25 protein-coding genes are annotated in these 21,931 nt (G+C 46.0%); 18 read left to right on the forward strand and 7 right to left on the reverse strand.

What is annotated here, in order from left to right:
- Positions 1 to 68 precede the first annotated feature (68 nt).
- The 3 genes from yfcC to QRD89_RS04100 all read left to right on the forward strand — a co-directional run bounded on the left by yfcC (position 69) and on the right by QRD89_RS04100 (position 3,412).
- Entirely contained in the window at positions 69 to 1,562 is a 1,494-nt protein-coding gene (gene yfcC / locus QRD89_RS04090) for a putative basic amino acid antiporter YfcC (protein ID WP_082794495.1), read from the forward strand.
- A 21-nt stretch (positions 1,563 to 1,583) separates the two neighbouring features.
- Positions 1,584 to 2,771: a beta-aspartyl-peptidase gene (gene iadA / locus QRD89_RS04095; RefSeq protein ID WP_286096386.1), complete on the forward strand. Its 1,188-nt coding sequence runs from the start codon at positions 1,584 to 1,586 to the stop codon at positions 2,769 to 2,771.
- A 62-nt stretch (positions 2,772 to 2,833) separates the two neighbouring features.
- Entirely contained in the window at positions 2,834 to 3,412 is a 579-nt protein-coding gene (locus QRD89_RS04100) for a M15 family metallopeptidase (protein ID WP_286096387.1), read from the forward strand.
- A gap of 98 nt (positions 3,413 to 3,510) precedes the next feature.
- Here the strand turns inward: QRD89_RS04100 and QRD89_RS04105 are convergent, their stop codons facing one another.
- From QRD89_RS04105 to mreBH, 4 genes are all read right to left on the reverse strand, one after another.
- The gene (locus QRD89_RS04105; RefSeq protein WP_008632823.1) at positions 3,511 to 4,431 is read right to left on the reverse strand and encodes a ketopantoate reductase family protein; all 921 of its coding nucleotides are present in this window, start codon (positions 4,429 to 4,431) and stop codon (positions 3,511 to 3,513) included.
- A 20-nt stretch (positions 4,432 to 4,451) separates the two neighbouring features.
- On the reverse strand, positions 4,452 to 4,820 hold the full coding sequence (locus tag QRD89_RS04110; RefSeq protein ID WP_008632822.1) for a DUF1428 family protein: 369 nt from the start codon (positions 4,818 to 4,820) through the stop codon (positions 4,452 to 4,454).
- A gap of 34 nt (positions 4,821 to 4,854) precedes the next feature.
- Entirely contained in the window at positions 4,855 to 5,166 is a 312-nt protein-coding gene (locus QRD89_RS04115; RefSeq protein WP_008632820.1) for a hypothetical protein, read from the reverse strand.
- A 177-nt stretch (positions 5,167 to 5,343) separates the two neighbouring features.
- Positions 5,344 to 6,351, reverse strand: a complete 1,008-nt coding sequence (gene mreBH / locus QRD89_RS04120) for a rod-share determining protein MreBH (protein ID WP_008632819.1) — start codon at positions 6,349 to 6,351, stop codon at positions 5,344 to 5,346.
- 167 nt (positions 6,352 to 6,518) lie between these two features.
- Between mreBH and QRD89_RS04125 the strand changes: the two genes are divergently transcribed.
- From QRD89_RS04125 to QRD89_RS04140, 4 genes are all read left to right on the forward strand, one after another.
- A complete protein-coding gene (locus QRD89_RS04125; RefSeq protein ID WP_008632810.1) occupies positions 6,519 to 7,262 on the forward strand; it encodes a YkgJ family cysteine cluster protein in 744 nt (247 codons plus the stop codon).
- A complete protein-coding gene (locus tag QRD89_RS04130; RefSeq protein WP_008632809.1) occupies positions 7,252 to 7,890 on the forward strand; it encodes an MOSC domain-containing protein in 639 nt (212 codons plus the stop codon). The genes QRD89_RS04125 and QRD89_RS04130 overlap by 11 nt, the downstream gene beginning before the upstream one ends.
- A gap of 39 nt (positions 7,891 to 7,929) precedes the next feature.
- The gene (locus QRD89_RS04135) at positions 7,930 to 8,301 is read left to right on the forward strand and encodes a DnaJ family domain-containing protein (protein ID WP_062515373.1); all 372 of its coding nucleotides are present in this window, start codon (positions 7,930 to 7,932) and stop codon (positions 8,299 to 8,301) included.
- An 85-nt stretch (positions 8,302 to 8,386) separates the two neighbouring features.
- The gene (locus QRD89_RS04140) at positions 8,387 to 9,052 is read left to right on the forward strand and encodes an SOS response-associated peptidase (RefSeq protein WP_008632807.1); all 666 of its coding nucleotides are present in this window, start codon (positions 8,387 to 8,389) and stop codon (positions 9,050 to 9,052) included.
- Positions 9,053 to 9,085: 33 nt separating this feature from the next.
- Here the strand turns inward: QRD89_RS04140 and QRD89_RS04145 are convergent, their stop codons facing one another.
- Positions 9,086 to 10,468, reverse strand: a complete 1,383-nt coding sequence (locus QRD89_RS04145; protein WP_035388653.1) for an alanine/glycine:cation symporter family protein — start codon at positions 10,466 to 10,468, stop codon at positions 9,086 to 9,088.
- A 214-nt stretch (positions 10,469 to 10,682) separates the two neighbouring features.
- On the opposite strand from QRD89_RS04145, the gene QRD89_RS04150 reads away from it, so the two are divergent.
- From QRD89_RS04150 to QRD89_RS04160, 3 genes are read left to right on the forward strand one after another with little or no spacing between them, the layout of a single operon-like run.
- Complete coding sequence (locus QRD89_RS04150) at positions 10,683 to 11,150, forward strand: low molecular weight protein-tyrosine-phosphatase (protein WP_008632805.1); 468 nt, start codon at positions 10,683 to 10,685, stop codon at positions 11,148 to 11,150.
- Positions 11,151 to 11,162: 12 nt separating this feature from the next.
- Positions 11,163 to 11,492: a YtxH domain-containing protein gene (locus QRD89_RS04155; RefSeq protein ID WP_008632804.1), complete on the forward strand. Its 330-nt coding sequence runs from the start codon at positions 11,163 to 11,165 to the stop codon at positions 11,490 to 11,492.
- 19 nt (positions 11,493 to 11,511) lie between these two features.
- Positions 11,512 to 12,342, forward strand: a complete 831-nt coding sequence (locus QRD89_RS04160) for a YihY/virulence factor BrkB family protein (protein ID WP_008632803.1) — start codon at positions 11,512 to 11,514, stop codon at positions 12,340 to 12,342.
- A 66-nt stretch (positions 12,343 to 12,408) separates the two neighbouring features.
- Here QRD89_RS04160 and QRD89_RS04165 read toward each other — a convergent pair whose 3' ends face one another.
- Positions 12,409 to 14,319 (reverse strand): heavy metal translocating P-type ATPase, encoded by a 1,911-nt coding sequence (locus QRD89_RS04165; protein ID WP_286096855.1) that lies wholly within the window; start codon positions 14,317 to 14,319, stop codon positions 12,409 to 12,411.
- Positions 14,320 to 14,516: 197 nt separating this feature from the next.
- Between QRD89_RS04165 and QRD89_RS04170 the strand changes: the two genes are divergently transcribed.
- The 6 genes from QRD89_RS04170 (at position 14,517) to QRD89_RS04195 (ending at position 19,412) form a co-directional block, all read left to right on the forward strand.
- Positions 14,517 to 15,359 carry a transporter substrate-binding domain-containing protein gene (locus QRD89_RS04170; RefSeq protein ID WP_008632801.1) on the forward strand — a complete coding sequence of 281 codons (843 nt, stop codon included), beginning with the start codon at positions 14,517 to 14,519 and terminating at the stop codon, positions 15,357 to 15,359.
- Between the two features lie 6 nt (positions 15,360 to 15,365).
- Positions 15,366 to 16,058: an amino acid ABC transporter permease gene (locus QRD89_RS04175; RefSeq protein ID WP_008632800.1), complete on the forward strand. Its 693-nt coding sequence runs from the start codon at positions 15,366 to 15,368 to the stop codon at positions 16,056 to 16,058.
- Between the two features lie 184 nt (positions 16,059 to 16,242).
- Positions 16,243 to 17,025, forward strand: coding sequence for a metal ABC transporter ATP-binding protein (locus QRD89_RS04180; RefSeq protein WP_008632798.1), 783 nt, complete (start codon positions 16,243 to 16,245; stop codon positions 17,023 to 17,025).
- Positions 17,018 to 17,875 carry a metal ABC transporter permease gene (locus QRD89_RS04185; protein ID WP_286096388.1) on the forward strand — a complete coding sequence of 286 codons (858 nt, stop codon included), beginning with the start codon at positions 17,018 to 17,020 and terminating at the stop codon, positions 17,873 to 17,875. The genes QRD89_RS04180 and QRD89_RS04185 overlap by 8 nt, the downstream gene beginning before the upstream one ends.
- Positions 17,872 to 18,282 (forward strand): Fur family transcriptional regulator, encoded by a 411-nt coding sequence (locus QRD89_RS04190; RefSeq protein WP_008632794.1) that lies wholly within the window; start codon positions 17,872 to 17,874, stop codon positions 18,280 to 18,282. The genes QRD89_RS04185 and QRD89_RS04190 overlap by 4 nt, the downstream gene beginning before the upstream one ends.
- 131 nt (positions 18,283 to 18,413) lie before the next feature.
- Positions 18,414 to 19,412 (forward strand): metal ABC transporter solute-binding protein, Zn/Mn family, encoded by a 999-nt coding sequence (locus QRD89_RS04195; protein WP_008632792.1) that lies wholly within the window; start codon positions 18,414 to 18,416, stop codon positions 19,410 to 19,412.
- A gap of 23 nt (positions 19,413 to 19,435) precedes the next feature.
- Here QRD89_RS04195 and QRD89_RS04200 read toward each other — a convergent pair whose 3' ends face one another.
- Entirely contained in the window at positions 19,436 to 20,608 is a 1,173-nt protein-coding gene (locus QRD89_RS04200) for an MFS transporter (RefSeq protein ID WP_286096389.1), read from the reverse strand.
- A 147-nt stretch (positions 20,609 to 20,755) separates the two neighbouring features.
- Here QRD89_RS04200 and QRD89_RS04205 point away from each other — a divergent pair, with 147 nt between their 5' ends.
- Entirely contained in the window at positions 20,756 to 21,148 is a 393-nt protein-coding gene (locus QRD89_RS04205; protein WP_008632790.1) for an OsmC family protein, read from the forward strand.
- Between the two features lie 106 nt (positions 21,149 to 21,254).
- The gene (locus tag QRD89_RS04210) at positions 21,255 to 21,875 is read left to right on the forward strand and encodes a YczE/YyaS/YitT family protein (protein ID WP_235601516.1); all 621 of its coding nucleotides are present in this window, start codon (positions 21,255 to 21,257) and stop codon (positions 21,873 to 21,875) included.
- Positions 21,876 to 21,931 lie beyond the last annotated feature (56 nt).

Here is a 21,931-nt window from a genome sequence, read left to right on the forward strand (position 1 = left end):
AATATTCCGAAAAAATAATGGCACATTTCTTGCATGATGGAAAGTAAGTAGAAAAGGAGGAGTTTTATATGGGTTTGAAAAGAAAAAGAAAGTTGGAAATGCCGCATACTTATGTCATTATCTTCTTCGTCGTACTGGTTGCAGCAATTCTGACCCATCTTATTCCGTCAGGAGTATTTGATACCAAAGAGGTATCCTATAATAACTCGGGAACAGAGGAAACAAGGACGGTCCTTGTACCGGAGAGTTTTTCTGTTTCCGAGGGTGACGGGGGAGGCACGGGACTGTTTGAAGCAGGTGGTGGAGCTGGTTTTCTCAATTATATGTTCGAGGGGCTGACGTCCGGGGATAAATGGGGATCGGCCGTCGGGGTTGTAGCTTTTATTTTAATCATTGGTGGGGCTTTTGGAATCATTCTGAAAACCCGTGCTGTTGAGGAGGGTATTCTTTCTGTCATTGATAAGACAAAAGGCAGGGAAGTTTTGATCATCCCGGTCATGTTCTTTCTATTTTCTTTAGGGGGAGCGGTATTTGGGATGGGAGAAGAAGCCATAGCATTCGCAATGATTCTTGTACCGCTTGTCATTGCGCTTGGGTATGATGCGATAACAGGGATCATGATTACTTATGTCGCTACTCAAATCGGCTTCGGAACATCCTGGATGAATCCATTCGGGGTAGCGATCGCGCAAGGGGTTTCGGATGTCCCGGTTCTTTCCGGCACACCTTTCCGGTTTGTCATGTGGTTTGTGTTTACGTCTGTCGGGACTTATTATACTTGGAAATACGCCAGCCGAATTAAAAAGAACCCGCGTTTATCTTTTTCTTACCAATCGGATCAATATTTCCGTGATGATTTTAATCCGGAAGATTGGAAGGCGCGCTTTCAGTTAGGACACCTGTTGGTTATTGGGACAGTCATCCTCGGAGTTGTATGGATTGTCTGGGGAGTTATTGAACATGCGTACTATATTCCTGAAATCGCAAGCCAATTTTTCACAATCGGACTGATTGCCGGAATCATCGGAGTGCTTTTTCGATTAAATGATATGCGGGTTAACGATATTGCGGAAGGATTTGCCCAAGGGGCGAAAGACCTGCTGCCTGCAGCTCTGGTAGTGGGAATGGCGAAGGGAATTATCATTATACTCGGGGGAGATGATCCGAGTAGTCCATCTGTGTTGAATACCATATTACATCAAACAGGACAGCTTTTCGAGGGAACGCCGGAAGCATTGTCCGCCTGGCTCATGTTCCTTTTTCAGTCTGTTTTTAACTTCTTTGTCGTTTCAGGTTCAGGGCAGGCCGCTTTGACGATGCCGTTGATGGCGCCTTTGGCGGATGTTGCCGGTGTGACCCGACAAGTAGCTGTACTGGCGTTTCAATTAGGGGATGGTTTGACAAACATCATTGTCCCGACGTCTGCTGCGTTGATGGGTACCCTTGGAGCAGCGCGTCTCGATTGGGCCAAGTGGTTTCGATTTATCATTAAATTCCAGCTGGTTTTGTTTGGGCTGGCATCTGCCTTTGTGGTTATCGCAGTATTGATCAATTTCAACTAAAAGCGCCGGGGAGGAACGTATATGATTACACTTATTAAGAACGCGGAGATTTATACGCCTGATTATGCAGGGAAGAAGGACGTGCTGATTGCAGGAAGTAAAATAGCGGATATTCGGGATGAGATTATGATAAGCGGACAAGATGTCCAGGTGATAAACGCGGAAGGAATGGTTATGACACCGGGATTTGTAGATGGGCATGTCCATATAACAGGTGGTGGAGGAGAAGGAAGCTTCCGATCGCGGACGCCGGAGCTGACATTGACTCAGGCGACAATGAGCGGCGTCACTACTGTTGTCGGTGTGATTGGGACGGATGGTACGACGAGAACGATGACAAATTTGCTGGCTAAAGCGATGTCGCTTCGTGAGGAAGGGCTGACTTGCTATTGTCATACAGGTTCTTATCAGGTTCCAGTAAGAACGCTTACTGGAAAAATGGAAGACGATATCATGCTGATAGACTTAATTATCGGAGCAGGTGAAATTGCAATATCCGATCATAGATCTTCCCAACCCACGGTAAAGGAATTGACAAGAATTGCCTCGCAGGCCAGGATCGGCGGCATGCTTTCGGGTAAAAAAGGCGTGGTCAATATTCATGTGGGTGATGGGGTAAGAGGATTATCTTTAATTGAACAAGTCGTTGAAACGTCGGATATCCCGATCACTCAATTTTATCCAACGCATATAAACAGAAATCGGGCCTTGTTCGAGGCGGGGATTCTCTATGCGAAGAAGGGGGGATATGTTGACTTCACTACCAGTACAATCCCTGAATTTCTTGAAGAAGGTGAGGTGAAAAGCAGCGAAGCGCTGGCCAGAATGTTGGATTGTGGTGTTCCAGTGGAGCAGATAACATTTACTTCCGATGCGCAGGGGAGTCTTCCGGATTTTGATAAGCAGGGAAATCTGACCGGATTAAAAGTAGGCGAAATTCGTTCTTTACTAGAAGCCTTCCGTGAGGCAGTCTTTGTACACGGTGTTTCTATGGAAGATGGACTTAAAGTGGTGACGTCGAACCCAAGTGACATTCTGGGATTATCGAATAAGGGAAGGTTGGTTCCCGGTAAAGATGCAGACCTTATACTTATGGAAAAGGAGACACTGAACATCTCCCGGGTCATCGCTCTTGGCAGGGAAATGGTGCACGAAGGCAATGCGTTGGTAAAAGGAACGTTTGAGTATGATTTCCTGCGAGGGTTTTAAGTGTCTCTATCAGGCTGTCTGTGGTATTCTCATAGTAATTACTAGGAGAAAGGGTTGTCTTTGTGAGGATCCTGTCAAGATTAATCGGCTACCTGTTTTGGATAGGAATCCTGGCTGCATTATTGTTCTACTTAGTACCGCAGGTCCAGAGGGATATGCCGCCGGGAGTTTTTTATAAAGAAGAAGATACTGTACCGACGGATCTTCATCCTGTAGTGGAGCAGAAGAAAGAAGAATTGATGGACGCCGTTCATGCCAAGGGTATTGATGTCGTCATTACGGAAGGTCATCGTACCATGGAACGACAAGACGCGCTCTATGCCCAGGGGCGTTCCGAAGGTGGGAGCATCGTCACATCCGCCAAAGGTGGGGAGTCTTATCATAATTATGGCCTTGCCATTGATTTCGCCCTTCGAACAGCGGAAGGGGACGTCGTGTGGGACAGGGTCAGAGACGATAACGGGAACGGTGAACCTGACTGGATGGAAGTGGTCGAAGAAGCGAAGTCCCTCGGTTTTGAATGGGGAGGGGATTGGTCAAACTTTAAAGATTACCCTCATCTGCAGATGGATTTCGGATTAACGATACGGGATTTGAAGAACGGCAAGCGCCCGGTCGTCGATGATTTTGCGGATGATTAACTGGGAATAAGGAGGCTTCCTCCGCCTCATACAAAAGAAAATCCGAACGTCCCTGCATATTTGTTAACAGGGGAGCGTTCGGATTTCTTTTGTATGATCTATGCTTGATAAGCTTCATACGGCTTAATGACAGCACGGATTGTCTCGATATACGGCATGGAAAGGCCGGCTTCTTTCCCGAGCCTCAAGGCTCCGCCGTGGAGGTGCTCGACTTCCAGAGGGAGTCCTTTACGACGATCCTGGTGCATGGAAGAGGTCATCTCACCATCCAGCTTACGAAGGCGTTGAAAGGCGTCTTCCACTTGATCATCTGTCAAATCAGCGTGATGTGCGTTAGCTAGTTCCTTCATCTCCTCAAGCATATGCTTCGCTGTCTGGAGCGTTTGTGGAAAGCTTCTCACTACCCCGATCGGCTGATTGACTGCCGTCGTAATACCGGAGAAGGCTGTGATGAACATATATTTCTTCCACATATCTTTAAGAATGTGCGGACTCAATGTGCCGTTCAGGTTGGCCTGATTGCAGGCGATAGCAAGCTCTTCGCATATACTTTGTTGAGAAGGATGGAGAGGACCGAAATAAAGGTCGTGGAATTTACTGGTATGTACAACATGACCCATTTCATCCAATGTTGCAATAATGTAGGCGTGACCGCCGATGACGGCCTCTTCTCCGAGCTCTTTTTGCAGAATGTGAATGTGCTCCATGCCGTTCAGGACCGGGTAAACTTTCGCTCCTTTTTCTACCAGCAGTTTCAGCCATTCCAGTGTGCCGCTTAAATGGTATCCTTTCACGGCTAGAAAAACGACATCAGGGTGTTCGATTTCTTCAGGGTGACGCGCGATTTGTGGGTTCGTTACCTCGTAATCTCCCATCGTGCTGTGCAGCTTCAAGCCGTTCTTCTCTATTTGATCCGCGCGTCCATCTCTGACTAAATTTACGACTTCGTGGCCGGCCTCTTCCCACCTTGCTCCGAAGTAAGCGCCAAGCGCTCCTGCTCCAAGTACAACGATTTTCATGTTTCTTCCTCCGATCGAATTTATTTCATCTGTGTTGTCGGTTCTGTGGTGAAGCTGGAAGTGACGACCCTGTTCATTTCAACAATGTCTTTAATGTGACCGTTCAAGTAATGAATGATGTCATTAAAACCGATAGACTTCATGACTTCATGGTAGCTTTCTTCACTCTCAAATATGCTCTGGCCGAGGAGAAGCTCTTCATCCTCTTCCAGTTCAATCAAATTGAGGATGCCCATGGAACCCTGCCGCCCTGTCAGTTCTTTTGAGAAATAGATTGTATGCTCAAGCGAACCGTGGGATTGCAGCATTTCTCCGGATTTCTTGGCCGTCTTCAGGAAATCATCCAGTTTCTCTTTCTTCACACGGAAAATGCATAACACCGTGTACATAAAAACGTCCCCCTTGAAAATAGGAATGGGCTTTTTATTCTGCTGCTTTTTTATCCAATGCTGTAGATCGGCCTGCGTCAATGAGAAGGATGACAGCAGTGATAGTGTGCAGGATCCATCCAATTACCGGAATCCATCCAAGTACGTTCGTTACGAGACCAAATACGCTTCCTACATAAGCACGGTTATCTTTAACGGCAATTACTAGTGTGATTAAATGCAGAATAAACATGGTCATAAGCGGAGCCCAGCCGCTGCTGACAATGAATAGACCACCGGCGATGGGAATAGCTAAAAGTGCTTCACATACTCCGGTCACCCATTTCAATATAGTGGATAGTTTCATTTCCGAGTCTCCTTGTTTAGGTAGTGTACATGGCGAGTTTTCACCCGATAACGGAGTTTTAAACATCTTAAGTGTTGGAGAATCGACCCTATTCTTATCCTATTCGACATAGATGGACGAAATCCTTTCTTCGGTAAAGAACAAACCCCGCCTTATAAGGGCGGGGTATTCATTGTTTTATTTAGATGCTTTTTGCAGTTTTTGTATCATTTTGATAGATCGTCCGGTACCAATCGCAACGGATTCCAGCGGACTTGGTGCCATATGCACAGGAACAGAAATTTCATTGGAAAGCCATTCCTGCATGCCGTTAAGCAAAGAGCCGCCGCCGGTAAGAATTACGCCATGGTCGACGATATCCCCACTCAATTCAGGCGGGCATTCTTCAAGCGTCGCCCGAATGGTTTCAAGCAGCTGTTCCAGGGACTCTTTCAATGCTCCTTGAATTTCCGTGGATTTAAGTTCGATTGTTTTAGGGAGGCCTGTGACCATATCTCGGCCGCGCACTTCCATCACTTCTTCTTCATGATCAATCAGTGCATAGCCGATCTCCATCTTCACCTGTTCAGCTGTGCGTTCACCGATTAAGACGTTATAAGCTTTGCGTACATACTGGATGATCTCCTCATCCATTACGTCTCCACCGGTACGGATGGACTTGCAGGAAACGACACCACCGAATGATATGATGGCTACTTCACTGGTTCCACCCCCGACATCGACGACAACGTTGGCGATCGGTTCATCTACAGGAAGGTCGGCTCCGATTGCAGCAGCAATCGGTTCTTCGATTAAATGGACGTGTTTAGCTCCATAACTTTTTACTGCGTTATGTATAGCACGTCTTTCTACAGATGTAGAGCCGGAAGGTGTACAAATCACGACCGTTGGTTTTCTCATGGAAATACCGGATTTCTTGGAAACTTTTTTCAATAGTTCTTTCAACATTTGGGCTGTCATATCGTAGTCGGCGATCACTCCGTCGCGTAATGGACGGACAGGGATGATATTTCTTGGGGTCTTTCCTACCATTTCTTTGGCTTCTTTCCCCACAGCTACCACATTCTTTGTTTCTGTATTGTAAGCTACGACGGAAGGTTCATTCAGCAGGATTCCTTTTGACTTAGAGTAGATCAGTATATTCGCAGTACCGAGGTCGATACCGATTTCAGCATTTGATAACATTTAGGCGTACCTCCAAAGATGACATATTTCTTAATTATATACTTTCTTTCATCATAGTTTTTTTATGGGGGTGGAACAAGAGGAAATTCGTGGTTAGGTCTATGGTGGTAGCGATGCTTGCAAGAGATGTATAATAGAGACAACGATAGATGGAGGAGTTTTTCCTTATGAGTTTTCTAAAACATGAAGAAATTATCAAAAAATGTGAGAAGATCAACCAGTCCTATGAAGTGGACCCGGCATTTTTCGATGACATTATAGATCATCTGCTGGATAGTGAGCAGGATACGGAAACAGTCATATTGGACGGTTTCCAGCGTTTATTGAAAGAAGTGGATGCAGAAATAGAACGTATGGAGGAATTCGCAGGTATGAAGCCGAATTGTTTCATGGGATGTGCATTCTGCTGTTATTTTCCAATAGTCGTTTCGAAGATGGAAGCGAGGATGATGTTCCGTTCTATTGAGCAATTCTCTGAGGACAGGAAGCAGGCTATCTTCCAACATTGGGATCGGTACTATGTCCGGCAGGAAGAGAAGTTGAACAAAGCTATGAAGATGGATCATGAAGCGCCGGAAACGAAGTTAGCCTACAAACAACTGGATCTTCCTTGTCCCATGCTGGATCCGGAAACGAAGTTATGTATGGCATACGAAGTCCGACCGATTCCCTGCCGTACCTACTTAAACTACAGTGATCCGCAAGTCTGTGCGAAGAACGATATGCCGAAGGAACCTTTCAGCTATGAGTTTCTTTACACGTATTACTTCGGGGCAGTGAATGAATTGATTCAGGCGTTGTATGAGAACGGGGAGGATGTCTTCGTAGATTATCCGATGGATGCCTGGCAGTACGATTATCTCCCTGCCTGGGTCCAACAATACAGAGAGGGGACATGGAGTGAATTATAAACTGTTATCCTTGAATGTCGGCCGTCCGGAAGTATATGCCACAGATAAGGGCGACCTTGAGAGTGCCTATCGGAAGAAACCTGTGAGTGACCGGGTTCCTTTGTCCTTCACCAACCTGGCAGGAGACGAACAGGCGGATAAAAAGAACCACGGCGGCCGTGATAAGGCGCTCTGCTTATACCCTGCCCAGCACTACAGGCATTGGGAAAGTCACTACGGGCATACGTTTTCCTTTCCTTCTTTCGGAGAAAACCTGACCGTGGAGGGAATTCAGGAAGCCGAGGCTCGAATCGGCGATATATACCAATTGGGTAGTGCGGTGGTTCAAGTGTCTGAACCAAGAAAACCCTGCTATATCATCGCACGTACCCATGGTATCGATGATTTTCCTGCCCGCGTCATCGACAGCGGGTTTACCGGATTCTATCTTCGTGTCCTGAAAGAGGGGGAGATTGCTGCGGGGGATATGTTGGCATTGATCGAAGCTCATCCGGAAGGTGTAACGGTTTCAGACGTTAATGACGTCAGGTACGGGCATAACGAAAGCCCTGCCTTGCTTGAACGTATAATTCGTTTAGAACCGTTAGCGGAAGGATTAAAACAAAACCTCCGGAAGAAGCTTTTATAGGGAACTGCTGTCCGTATTCCGCTGAGAGGGTGGTGAAAGATGGATTATTATCACATCGTCGAAGAGAAGATTAAGCAGGCTTTAAAAAACGGGGAGTTCGACGATTTGCCCGGAAAAGGTAAACCTCTCCCGAAAGACGAGTTTGCCCACCTTCCGGAAGAATTGCGTAACGGGTATCGTATTTTAAAGAATGCCCATATGCTTCCTGAAGAAATGATGCTGAAAAAAGAGATGGTCGACCTTGAGGAATTACTGTCGGCAATCACCGATCCATCCCTTATTTCCCACTACACAAAGGAATGGAAAGAGAAGAAGCTGCGCTTCGATATGATGATGGAGAAGAGAGACACCGGGAATACCGGAGTTTTCCGAAGGTATCAAAACAAAATACACCGCAAGTTCGGTTTTTAGCAAGGAGACGCAGGTATCTGTGTCTCCTCTTTGTATAAAGGGAAGGGTGCTACATATATAATAGAAGAAAAAGGGGGCTTTTCCTATGTGTGGAAGATACACACTGCTGGCTGACGAGTCGGAGATCCGGAAAGAATTCGGAATTACTCGTCCGATTCCCGACTATCAGATAAGGTATAATATAGCACCCGGCCAGAAGGTGCTTGCGGTTATTCATGACGGTTCTGAAAAGCGGGCCGGATATATGAAATGGGGGCTCGTGCCTTCTTGGGCGAAGGATGAGAGAATCGGCTACAAGATGATCAATGCAAGGAGCGAAACAGCTCATGAGAAACCGAGTTTCCAGAAGCTGATCCAAGAGCGGAGGTGTCTCCTCCTTGCAGACAGCTTCTATGAGTGGAAACAGACGGAAGATGGTAAGCAGCCTATGCGCATTTCGAGGAAAGATGGACGCGTGTTTGCTTTTGCCGGTCTTTGGGATAAATGGGGAAAAGGGGATGGCGATCTTTTCACCTGTTCCATTCTGACTAAAGAAGCGGACGCTTTCATGAATCCAATTCATCATCGTATGCCTGTCATTCTTTCCAGAGAGACCAGCCAGAACTGGTTAGACCCTCATCGCTGGACGAAGGAACAGGCTCAGGCATTTATACAAAAGGTGGAAAGTGCAGATATGGAAGCCTACCCCGTCAGTGATTATGTGAATAAGGCAGGGAATGAAGGAGAAGCATGCATACAGCCGCTGGCATAAGCAAACCCTCCCGCATTTGCGGGAGGGTTCTAATTATCCTGCCTGTTTCGCTTCTTTTTCCTGCTGTCGTTCTTTCTTAGCAACTTTCAGGAATTTGTTCGTTTCTGAGACGACGACCCCGGAAAGAAGGAGAAGGCCGATTAAGTTAGGGAAAGCCATCAGACCGTTCATAATATCTGCAAAAATCCACACCGTGTCGAGCTGGGAGACTGCACCGACTAAAACAAACAGGACGAAGACGGATTTATAGATACCTATTCCCCGCTGCCCTGTAATGTAGCCGAAGCACTTCTCCCCGTAGTAGGACCAACCGACGATGGTGGAGAAAGCGAAGAATACAAGGCCGATAGCGACAATGTAGGAGCCGACATCACCAAGGAAGATAGCGAAGGATGCAGAGGTCAGGTCTGCTCCATCTAATCCTCCTGTGTACTGATCAGCCATGACGATCGTCAAACCCGTCATGGTACATACAATGATGGTATCGATGAAAACTTGAGTCATAGAGACCAATGCCTGCCGTCCGGCATAATCGGTTCTGGCTGCAGCGGCAGCGATTGGTGCAGATCCAAGTCCTGCTTCGTTCGAGAACACACCACGCGCTACACCATAGCGGATGACGGTTCCCAGAATTCCTCCGCCGACGGCGCTGGCAGTGAAAGCGTCTGTCAGGATCGTTTCGAAAGCCGGGATGATCAAATTGTAATTGAGTACGAGTATGATCAATGCACCAATAACATAAAACAAAGCCATTACTGGAACGAAAAATGCGGTGACCTTACCGATGCTCTTAATTCCACCTAGAAGCACTAGTCCTGCCAAAAGAGTTAATATGATTCCCGTTACCCATGTCGGTACATTAAAGGTTCCCTGCATAACGTCTGATACGGAGTTGGACTGTACCATGTTTCCGATACCGAAAGCTGCAATCGCACCGAATACAGCAAAGAGCATGCCCAGTGGTTGTCCAAGCCACTTCATTTTCAGACCGCGGGAGAGATAATACATCGGTCCTCCTGACATTTCTCCGTTCTTTCCTTCAACGCGGTACTTAACGGCAAGGACAGCTTCGGCGTATTTCGTAGCCATTCCGAACACGGCTGTGATCCACATCCAGAATACGGCTCCGGGTCCTCCGAGTACGACAGCTGTCGCCACTCCTGCGATGTTACCTGTTCCGATCGTAGCAGCCAGAGCTGTAGTCAATGCCTGGTAATGAGAAATGTCCCCTTTCTCATTCTTCCTCTTCTTCTGTCCCGGTTTGAAGGCTAGCTTCAATGCATAAGGCAGGGACTTAAATTGCAGGAAACCGAGACGCAGGGTCAAATAAATGCCTGTACCTACCAACAGAATCAACAGGACAGGTCCCCATACGACTCCGCTGATATTGCTCAGAAAATCGTTCAAAATGGTCATCCCCCTTTTATATTTGTCTAAATGGACCATATTAAAATATTCCGAAAATTTAAACAGAATGTCAAGGACAATTCCGCGCGTTCCTGCAAAAATGTGGTTCGTTTCGACAGGATATGGGAAGATATTGAGAGGGGAATCCATGGTTTAGCAGGATTTCCGTCACCTTTCATAGAATGAAAAGAATGGGAAATACTACTATACGGAGGAACGGAAAATGATACATGTATTATTCGTTTGTTTAGGGAACATCTGTCGTTCACCGATGGCTGAAGCCGTCTTCAGGGATTTGGTCAAGAGAGAAAAACTGGAGGGGAAGATCACAGTCGATTCTGCCGGAATTGGTCATTGGCATGTCGGCTCGTCCCCTCATGAGGGAACAAGACAAATTTTGAGCAGTAAAAATATTTCTTATGACGGCATACAGGCGCGTCAAGTGAAAGAAGCGGACTGGGACGATTTCGATTATATAATCGCAATGGACGATAAGAATATGAAAGATTTAAACGCGATTCGAGTGAAAAACGACGTGACAATCAGGAAGTTGATGGATTATGTACCGGATGCAAAGGAAGAAGAGGTGCCGGATCCATACTTCACAGGTAATTTTGAATACGTTTATGAACTCGTGTACGATGGGTGCCTGCGTCTCCTGCAAGACATTAAGCAGAAAAATAACCTGTAAGGAGGAAATAGGATGAGTCGAAGTAATTTGTGGAAAGGCCTGGTGTACGGGGCTGTGGCTGGAGGGGTCATTGCTCTTCTGGATAAAGATACGAGGAGTTATACGATGGAGCAGACGCGTGATGCCGGAAGGAAATGTCGTTCTTATGTGAAGCACCCGTCGGAAGCCATCCACAATCTACGTATGTGTTATGAGGGGTTCTCTGCGCAAGTGAACAAAGGGGTGGAAGATCTCCTTGAATTAATTCAGAAAGCGGAGAGTATGCTTAATAAAGTAGGTGAACTCAACCGGGAAGTGAAGGAACAGCTGGAAGCTGTCGATAAACCGGAAGAGGCTTCTTAACTTCAAGAGGTGAGGGATTGTGAAAAGCATCATGAGTTTCATCAAAGAATTGTTTGTCCGTTTCGGCGAGGATGATGTAGGAGGGATGTCGGCACAGCTGGCCTATTTCTTTTTATTATCCTTGTTTCCGTTTATGATTTTCCTGGTGACTTTATTAGGGTATCTTCATATTGATGAAGAGAGGGTTCTTGCGTTTGTCAGCACGTATGCGCCTCCGGACACCTTTCAAATGATCACCGAGAATGTTTCCTCCTTGCTCCGTACCGAAAATGGAAGCCTTTTGTCCATTGGTTTGATCGGTACGCTGTGGGCGGCTTCCAACGGTGTGAATGCTATCATGAGAGCGTTCAACAGGGCTTACGGGGTCGAAGAGAACAGGACGTTCTTCATTTCGAGGGTCCTTGCTATTGTATTGACGATCGCTATGGTATTCGTCATAGCTATTGCGTTCCTGCTTCCGGTGCTTGGGCATATGATCGGAGCTCAGCTGTTCTCTTTCTTTGGATTGTCGGAAGGTTTTCTGACAGTTTGGAATGGTCTTCGATGGGTGATTTCCTCCATCATTTTTTTCCTGGTGCTTTCTTTCCTGTATCTTACAGCGCCCAGTAAGCGGTTGAAGTATAAAGATACAATCGGTGGGACGCTGTTTGCTACATTCGGATGGCAGCTTGTATCGCTATTATTTTCCTTTTATGTAAGTAATTTAGGTAATTTTTCGGCAACATATGGAAGTCTCGGTGGGGTCATCGTACTAATGATATGGTTTTATTTATCCGGTCTTGTGATTATTCTCGGCGGAGAAATTAATGCGATGACTCACAAGCGGAGACACAGCCGCACGGCTGAATAAGCTTGAACGTCAGGAGCAAGAAAACCGCTTTCCTCATGAAAGCGGTTTTCTTATGGTCATTTATCATTAGTTTCTTAAAAGTCTGAGGCCGTTCAAGATGACGAGAATGGTGCTTCCCTCGTGACCGATCACTCCAAGTGGAAGGTCAAGAAACTGCAGGAAATTGCTGATAATGAGCAGTGTGATGACCAGAATGGAGAAGATGACATTTTGTTTGATGATCCGATTCATACGTTTAGACAAATGGATGGATTGCGTAATCTTTCTCAAGTCATTTTTCATCAGGACGACGTCTGAGGTTTCCAATGCTACATCCGTTCCTTCTCCCATGGCGATACCTACATCAGCGGCCGCCAGAGCAGGAGCGTCATTAATTCCATCACCGACCATGGCCACATGCGGGAAACGTTTTTTGAGCTCATTGATTTCTTTGAGCTTCTGATCCGGCAGGCACTCCGCAATGTATTGATCTATTCCTGCTTCCTCTGCGATTGCTTTCGCTGTTTTTGAATTGTCCCCAGTGAGCATCAGGGTATATATGCCCTGATCTTTCAGCATTCGTACGGCTTTCTTGGATATTTCGCGTACCGTATCCTTCGCGGCGAAAAGGGCGACGATCTTCTGATTTTTTTTGAGGAAAATGACGGTCTTCCCGTCGGACTCGAAATCTACTTCATGTTGCGATTTGAAGGCTGCTGCTTCCTCTCTTCCTACAAATTCCGCTTTTCCTAATAACCAAGTGTCTCCATCATACGTACCTTCAAGTCCGTATCCACTGTGATTCTGCACGCTTTCAATGGGAACAGTGTTCACCTTGTGCTGTTCTGCATAATTCATGATTGACTCGGCAAGTGGATGATTGGAATGCTCCTCGAGAGAAGCAGCGACAGCTAAGCAGGTTTGTTTATCCTTTTCATTTTCCACAATGAATTCCGTAACGGATGGCTTTCCTTTTGTCAGTGTCCCCGTTTTGTCGAACGCTACTGCCCGAATATGTGCCAGGTGTTCAAGGTGGACACCTCCTTTATAAAGGATGCCGTTCCGTGCACCATGAGTGATGGCGGATAGAGTGGCGGGCATGATGGATGCCACTAAAGCACAAGGGGATGCAACGACAAGAAGAATCATCGCCCGGTAGATTGTCTCCATCCAGGTCCACCCAAAAAGAAAGTGGGGGAGGAAGAGCATCACGCTGACAGCAGCCAGGACGCCTTTGACATAGAGGCTTTCGAAACGTTCGATAAACAGTTGGGATGGTGGCCTTTCGCTCTGAGCATGCTGAACCATATGAATGATCTTCTGAAAGAGAGTATCGTTCGCTTTTTTCGTTACATGGACGACGATGCTTGCCTCCATGTTCATGGTTCCTGCATATACTTCTCCATCCGTTTGTTTATAAATGGGAGCGGCCTCTCCTGTTATGGCACTTTCGTCAATCGAGGATGCTCCTCGGGTAATGACTCCATCAGCAGGAACACGTTCTCCTGGTTTTACAAGAATACGGTCACCGATGTGCAGTGTGGATACATCGGTCCATTCATAGCCTGTATTAGTGACCAGCAGTGCCTGTGTGGGCTGGAGGCTCATCAAGGAAGACAGCTCTTTCTGGCTTTTGTTCATCGTATAAGTCTCCAGGGCCCCGCTTAAAGAGAAAATAAAGATCAATATGGCTCCTTCCATCCAATAACCGATGGACGCGGAGCCGACGGCTGCCAGAATCATGAGGAGCTCGACATTTAATTCACGTTCTTTCAGCGTTTCTGTTATTCCTTCTTTCGCTTTTGCGTATCCTCCGATTAGAAAAGCCGCCAGATAGATTCCTATGTAAATAGGAGGATCCCAGTGCGACTCCCCGTACCAGGCGAATAGAACAAGCAGACCGCTGAGTATTGCTGCCGCCAGTTCGGAATGGTCTTTCCAATGTTTCCCCCGGTTAGAAGATAGCAGGGAATGCTTTAATGTTCCGGATAGATTCAATGCTTTCACACACCTTTCTTATATCGTTTGTTAGATTATAATTATTATAATTTAGTATATGTTATAATCATAGCATGGTGCTCAAAAAAGTCAATTCCAACATGGAAAGAAAAAATTCCGCCTGGTCAGTTGAAAATACAGGTGTCAAGTTGCTATATTATACAAGTGTGAAAAAAATCAGAAAGGTGGCACAGTCCATGCGTAAACGTGTCTTATTTATACTTATGCTTGTCATGTCATTCCTCCTTGCTGCTTGTGGATCAGAGGAAGAATCCGCAGATAAATGGAGCGAAATCACAGATAAAGGGGAAATTGTTGTAGGAACATCAGGGACGCTTTATCCTGCTTCTTATTATCCGGAAGGTTCTGATGAGCTGACAGGGTATGACGTGGAGGTAATGAAGGAAGTAGCAGACCGCCTCGGTCTGGAAGTGAAGTTCGAGGAATTCGGAGTAGACGGGCTTACGGCAGCCATTGAGAGCGGTCGTGTAGATGCTGTCATTAATGATATGGAAGTGACAAAGGAACGTCAGAAGAAATTTGACTTCAGTGAGCCGTATAAATATTCTTATTCCACTATGATTGTCCGTGAGTCGGATATGTCAGGCATTGAGACGCTTGATGATCTGGAAGGAAAAGTACATGGTGGTGGAGCCACGACAGTATTTGCTCAAATTGCAGAACACTTCGGCGCGGAAACGAAGACATATGGAAATGTTGCAAACGATGTATATCTTCGTGATGTGGAGAACGGTAACACAGACTTCATTATCAATGACTACTATCTGCAGTCTCTTGCACTTGAAGCGCTGCCGGACATCAAAGTCCAGCTGCATCCTGATTTGAAATTCTATCCCACCAATTCTGCCATCGTCCTTCCGAAAGATGCAGGAGATATGAAGGAAGAAGTAGATGCGGTTCTTCAGGAAATGCGGGAAGACGGCACTCTGACGGAGATTTCAGAGGAATTCTTCGGCGGGCAGGATGCTTCCAAGAAACCGGATGAAGATATTCAGGAAATCGAAGGATTGGATATTTAAGCTCTTATGTTCGGAATAGAAATCAATAACATCCAAACAGACAAGTTGTTCGATGTCGATCGTGCACTGGAAAACCTGCCTTTTCTTTTGGAAGGTGTGCCGTATACGCTTCTTCTTGCTGTTGCTGGTATGCTGATCGGACTCGTGTTGGGCTTTTTTCTAGCTCTTGCGAGAGGATCAGAGCGCAGGTGGTTACGCTGGCCGGCCCGGTTCTACATTTCGTTTATGCGCGGGACGCCGATTCTTGTTTATTTGTTCGTGCTTTATTTCGGTCTGCCTATTGCTGGAATCAAGCTTACTGCAACGGCTGCTGCCGTTATTGGTTTCGGTACCAACAGCGCCGCATATATTGCCGAGATTAACCGCGCTTCTTTGAATAGTGTCTCGTCCGGGCAATGGGAGTCGGCGCGTGCCCTCGGTTTTACGTACTGGCAGACCATACGGAGGATCATTACGCCGCAGGCAACGAGGATTGCGATCCCGCCCCTTGGTAATGTGTTTCTTGATTTGTTGAAAGCAACGTCGCTTGCGGCCATGATTTCTGTACCGGAAATATTAAACAAAGCTCAAATAGCTGCCGGCCGTACCGTAGACTCAATGACGATGTATATTACTGCTGCCCTTATTTACTGGCCGCTTACGATGTTGTTTTCGGCTTTGCAGGACTATTTAGAGAAACGTTACAATCGATATTTATAATGATGGGAACCGGAGCAGATCTGCTGCTCCGGTTTTCTTTTGTCCGAGAGGAAGAATGTAAGGTGAGCCGCTTGATTCATAAGCTATCCTCCTTTATGATAGGTATTGGGTTTAAATCGTAATGATTATGAATTGTTGGCGGATACGCCCGCCTGACATAAATCTTTTGAAAGAGTGAAAAAGGATGGAAACTAAACAAAGCATTTTAGAAATGAAGAATGTCTCTTTTAAATATGAAAGGGAATTGGTTGTGAAAGATGTAGATCTTTCCATCGAGCAGGGACAGTTTTTGGGCCTTGTAGGTCCCAATGGTTCAGGCAAGTCGACTCTAATTAAGCTTATGCTCGGTCTCATCAGGCCGGATCGTGGGAAAATTAACTTGTTCGGCCAGCCGATTAAGGACTATAAAGACTGGCAGGAAATTGGTTTTGTCTCCCAGAAAGCGAACAGCTTTAATTCCGGCTTTCCAGCTACAGTATTGGAGGTAGTGAAGACAGGGCTTGTTTCCAGGATAGGTGCCTTTAAGTTCTTCAATAAAAAACATAAAGATAAAGCCATGGAAGCTCTCCGAACGGTAGAGATGGAAGAATTTTCTGACCATAACATCGGTGAGCTGTCGGGAGGCCAGCAGCAGCGGGTGTTCATAGCGAGGGCTTTAGTAAGTGATCCTGCTCTGCTGATATTGGATGAGCCGACCGTCGGTGTGGATGCGAAGCATGTAACGGAGTTTTACAACCTTCTTGGCCGTTTGAATAAAGAGCAGGGGATTACCTTGTTGATGGTTACCCATGATATCGGTACCATTACGGACCATGCAACACACGTCATCTGCATGAACAAGACGGTTCACTTCCACGGGGCTTCCAAAGATTACAAAGAGTTCAGTGAAGAAGATCTCAACCAACTATACGGCCATGCTGTTCAACAATTGAGCCATAACCACGCAGAGGTGAACCATCATGATTGAAAGTTTTTTTCAGTATGAATTTTTACAGAACGCAGCCATTACAGGGCTGCTTATCGGAATCGTCGCACCTTTACTCGGGGTGTTCATTGTCGTTCGTAGACTGTCACTGATTGCTGACGCTCTCTCCCACATTACGTTGACGGGAATCGCCGCCAGCTTGTTGCTGGAGAAAAAGGTGACAGGAATCAACGACTGGAATCCGATTTATATGGGGATGGTCTTCTCCGTTGGGGGGGCCGTGCTGATTGAGCGGCTGCGCAAGGTATATAAGCACTATGAAGAGCTTGCTATACCAATCATCCTGTCCGGGGGAATCGGTCTTGGTGTCATTCTCATTTCCCTCGCAGACGGCTTTAACACGGATCTGTTCAGTTATTTGTTCGGGAGCGTGACAGCGGTAAGCAGAGACAGTATGTGGACCGTACTGGTAATAACGATGATCGTCGTCATGATCGTCATTCTCTTCTACAAAGAGCTGTTCGTCCTGTCCTTCGACGAAGAGCATGCTTCTGTTTCAGGAGTTAATGGACGGTGGATCCATTTATTATTTATCGTCATGGTCGCGCTCGTCATTGCGTCTTCCATGCAGGTGGTCGGAATTTTACTTGTTTCCGCCTTGATGACGCTCCCGGTAGCGTCAGCGCTTCGGATAGCCAGAAGCTTTAAACAGACGATCGGGTTGTCCATTGCATTCGGGGAAATCTCTGTTATGCTTGGTCTGTTCTCTTCCTATCATCTCAGCGTTCCACCAGGAGGGACGATTGTTGTAATCGCTATTTTAATACTAGTTTTATCTATCTTGTATAAGAAAGTCAGGACGCAATTATGGATAAAGGGTGAAGTCGGATGAATATCGAGACAGCACTGCAGAAACTGAAGGAAAAAGGATATAAACGTACGAAACAGCGGGAACGCATCCTCGACATTTTCATCAATCAGGATCAATACATCGCTGCTAAGGATATTTTGAAGGAAATCCAGGAAGATTTCCCTGGGGTAAGCTATGATACGATCTATCGGAACCTGTATATGTTGACGGAAGTGGATATTCTGGAAGCGACCGAGCTGGGCGGAGAGAAGCACTTCCGCCTCGGATGTGACACGCATGGGCATCACCATCATTTCATATGTACCCTCTGCGGTAAGACGAAGTCCATTGAATTCTGTCCGATGGAAAGTATTAATGAAAATCTAAGCGGGTATGACGTAGAGAATCATAAATTTGAGATTTATGGAAAATGTCCGCAGTGCCAATAAGGGATGACAGTCTGTACCACGCTGTACAGGCTGTTGTTTTTATTCTGAATCAAAAAGTAACGATTACCATTTACAAAAAGTAATCGTTACGATATAATCCCAAAAGGATAAGGACGGCAAGGAGGCCTGAGATGAGAAAAATATGGATAACAGCAATCATTCTATTGAGTGTTTTTATACTGACAGCTTGTGGAGACAAGGAAACATCCGGTCAAGGAGAAGGACAGGAAGGAAAATTAAAAGTCTATACGACGGTGTATCCATTACAGTTCTTCGCTGAGCAGATCGGGGGAGAAACAGTAGATGTCTCGTCTATACTCCCGCCTGGTTCAGATGCGCACACGTATGAGCCTACAACGAAGGAAATGGTCGAAATGGCGGAATCTGATTTGTTCATTTACAATGGTGCGGGTCTTGAAGGATATGCAGAAAAAATATCCCAAGCGATTGAGCCGGAAGGAGTATCCATTCTTGCCGCAGCGAATGGGATGGACTTAGAGGAGAGTGCCCATACTCATGAAGGGGACACGCACGATGGGGCATCTGAGGAAGCAGATGATCATGCACATGAAGCGGAGTCCGGCCATGAAGGTCATAATCACGGCGAACAGGACCCGCATGTCTGGCTGGACCCTGTTCGCTCTATAGAGATGGCTGAGAATATTAAAGACCAACTGGTAGATCTCAATCCGGAAGAGAAGGATCGGTATGAGGAAAACTTCAAAGAGCTGGAAGGGAAGTTGACAGACCTTGATCAATCCTTCCATGATACGATTTCCAGTAAGGACAAAAAAGAAATCATTGTATCTCATGCCGCTTACGGTTATTGGGAAGAGGCATATGGCATCAGGCAGATTTCCGTTTCCGGTTTAAGCCCGACCAATGAACCCTCCCAGAAAGATTTGGAGAAAATCGTAAAGGAAGCCAAAGATCATGACTTGCGCTACGTAATTTTTGAACAGAACATTACGCCGAAAGTTTCAGAGATCATTCAAAAGGAAATCGGAGCTGAAACGCTTCGATTCCATAACCTTGCTGTGCTGACAGAAGAGGATATAGAACAAGATGAAGACTACTTCTCTCTTATGAACCGCAATCTAGATGTGCTTGAGAAAGCACTGACCGAATGAAAGAAAAGAAAGAGCTGACGGAATCATTCCGCGGCTCTTTCTTGTGTTTGTGGACTCTTTTTAATGAATGTCGCTGCAAGGACGATAAGCAACAAGGCGACGATAACGTAGAAGAAGGACATACCCGGCAAGAGGTCGAGGAATGACCCGGATAAGAAAGGGCCGAGAATGCTGCCTATACTGAAAGCCATTCCGCATAATATGTTACCGGCAGGCAGCAGGTCTCTAGGGAGCAAATCGGTCATATAGGATATCCCCAGTGAGAAGAGGGAACCGACACATAGTCCTGCCATAGCAAAAGTAGTAAAAAGGCCGAGGACGGATTCTTCCCAGACAGCGGCACCAAGAAATGCAAAAATTCCTAACGTGACAACTGTTAATAGGACGTTTCTTCTTCCGTACTTGTCGCTCATCGTACCAAGTGGAATCTGTGAAAGTAAGCTTGCTGCAGCGAAACTTGGAATGATGAACGAGAGTATATGGACATCGTGGCCGATTCTCAGTCCGTAAATAGGGAAGATCCCGTGCAGGGTTCCTTCCAGGAATCCATAGGCAAGCGGGGGAAGAAAAGCCACCCACCCAAGTTGCAGTGCCCGTCGGAAGCGCTGCAGCGAACTGGTTTCCCTTGCCGTCGCCGTGTGTGCTTCGGGCATTTCATTTCTGATCCGGAGCATAAGTAACCAGACGGAAAGACTCAGCAAAGAAGATAGTAAGAATGGAGCGTATGTTCCGAAAGTCAATAGGTTTGTCATCAGTGGACCTATCGTGAATCCTGCACTGAAGAAAAGTCCATAGTAAGCTATGCTTTTTCCCAATGACTTTTTATCTGCGGTCGCTGTGATCCAAGTTTGGGTTCCGAAGTGAAGGATTTGATCCCCGATCCCAATGGCGACTCTCAGGATAAACCAAAACCACAGTGCCTGCCATAATGGGAAAAGAGCCAGCGAAACCACAACGAGTGCTCCTCCAATCATGATCATCGGTTTGAACCCGATCCTCCGTAACGGCTTTTCCATAAATGGCGAAGCGAGGAGTATTCCTATGTATAATCCGGTGGCATGGAGCCCGTTAACGGAAGAGGAAATTCCGTTTTGTTCCAGAATGATAGCCAGGAGCGGCAGTAACATCCCTTGGGAAAATCCTGAAATCGTTACAAGGCTGATTAATGTCCAAAATCGTCTTCGCATATAATTCATAGCGTCTGACACCTCTTTCTGCATGTTCCATCGTATAGAAAAGCAGGTGCAGGAACAAGCTTTTATTCATCTGAGCTGGTTATTTTCACTCGGAAAACGGTTATTATATAATTAAGTATCAGTTGAGAGAAAGGAAGTGGGACAGTGATGGATTTTTACTTGAAAGAGAACGGAGTGCGTACTTCCGTGGAATTTGGACAGCTGAACATATCCGGAGATGAAGCATTCGGATTCCGCCCTTATCAGTTGATGGTTGCTTCCATAGCCGGGTGCAGTGTGAGTGTTTTCAGGAAGATTCTTGATAAACAGCGTGTGGAGTATGAAGATATTAAAGTTACAGCAGAAGTAACGAGAAATCCGGATGAAGCCAACCGGATAGAGAAGGTGCATCTCCATTTTGTGATCAAAGGGTATCACCTGAATCAGGACAAGCTGCTGAAGAATTTGAACGTTTCTAAGAAGAATTGTTCTATGGTACAATCGGTCAAGGACAGTATTGTAGTAGAAGAATCTCTTGAGACAATTCAGTTAAGCAAGTAGAATAAAGGGAGCTTTATCCAAAAACATCGTTTTTTGGATAACTGCTCTTTTTTTTGTTCGAAGGTTTTCTGACATCTTTGAGCAGACAACATAGGGAGAAGAGGGATTGGAATTGAGGAACTTTGTCATTAAAGCATTTTTTTATCTGCTTGGTCTGACTATCATGTCACTGGGGATAGCCATGACGATTGAAGCGGATCTTGGGGCTGGCGCGTGGGATGCTATTAACGTCGGTCTTGTTGAGATCATTGGACTGACTGTCGGGACATGGGTCATTATCATAGGAGCGATTTTGATTGTAGTCAATGCGCTGATAGCTAAAGAAAAACCCGATATCCTGGCGGTTATAACCATTCTTGTATTGGGGAGGTTTATTGATTTTTGGCTTCTCCATGCCTTTGAAGGTTTAGACTTGACTACTTTGTGGAGCCGAATCGGATTGTCTCTCGGCGGCATTGTTATTTTAGGTATAGGGGTTTCCCTCTATCTGCAGCCGCAGTTCTCATTAAATCCCATCGACAACTTGATGATTTCATTGAGAAAGCGTTTTGGTTTCAGTATTACCATATCAAAGACCATGACAGAAGGATTTGCCTTAGTCGTAGCACTTCTGGTCGGTGGGCCGGTTGGAATCGGTACCATACTGATTCTCGTCTTTATCGGTCCGATGATCCAGTTCTTCGAAGGTAAGGCGAACCAATTGATGAACAAGTTGTTGTCAGAGTAATCATGTATAGTCTCGGCCACCTTTCACAAAATATAAAAAAAGAAAGGTGGCCAGAA

The sequence above is a fragment of the Halobacillus sp. ACCC02827 genome (assembly GCF_030291935.1).
Lineage (GTDB): Bacteria > Bacillota > Bacilli > Bacillales > Halobacillaceae > Halobacillus.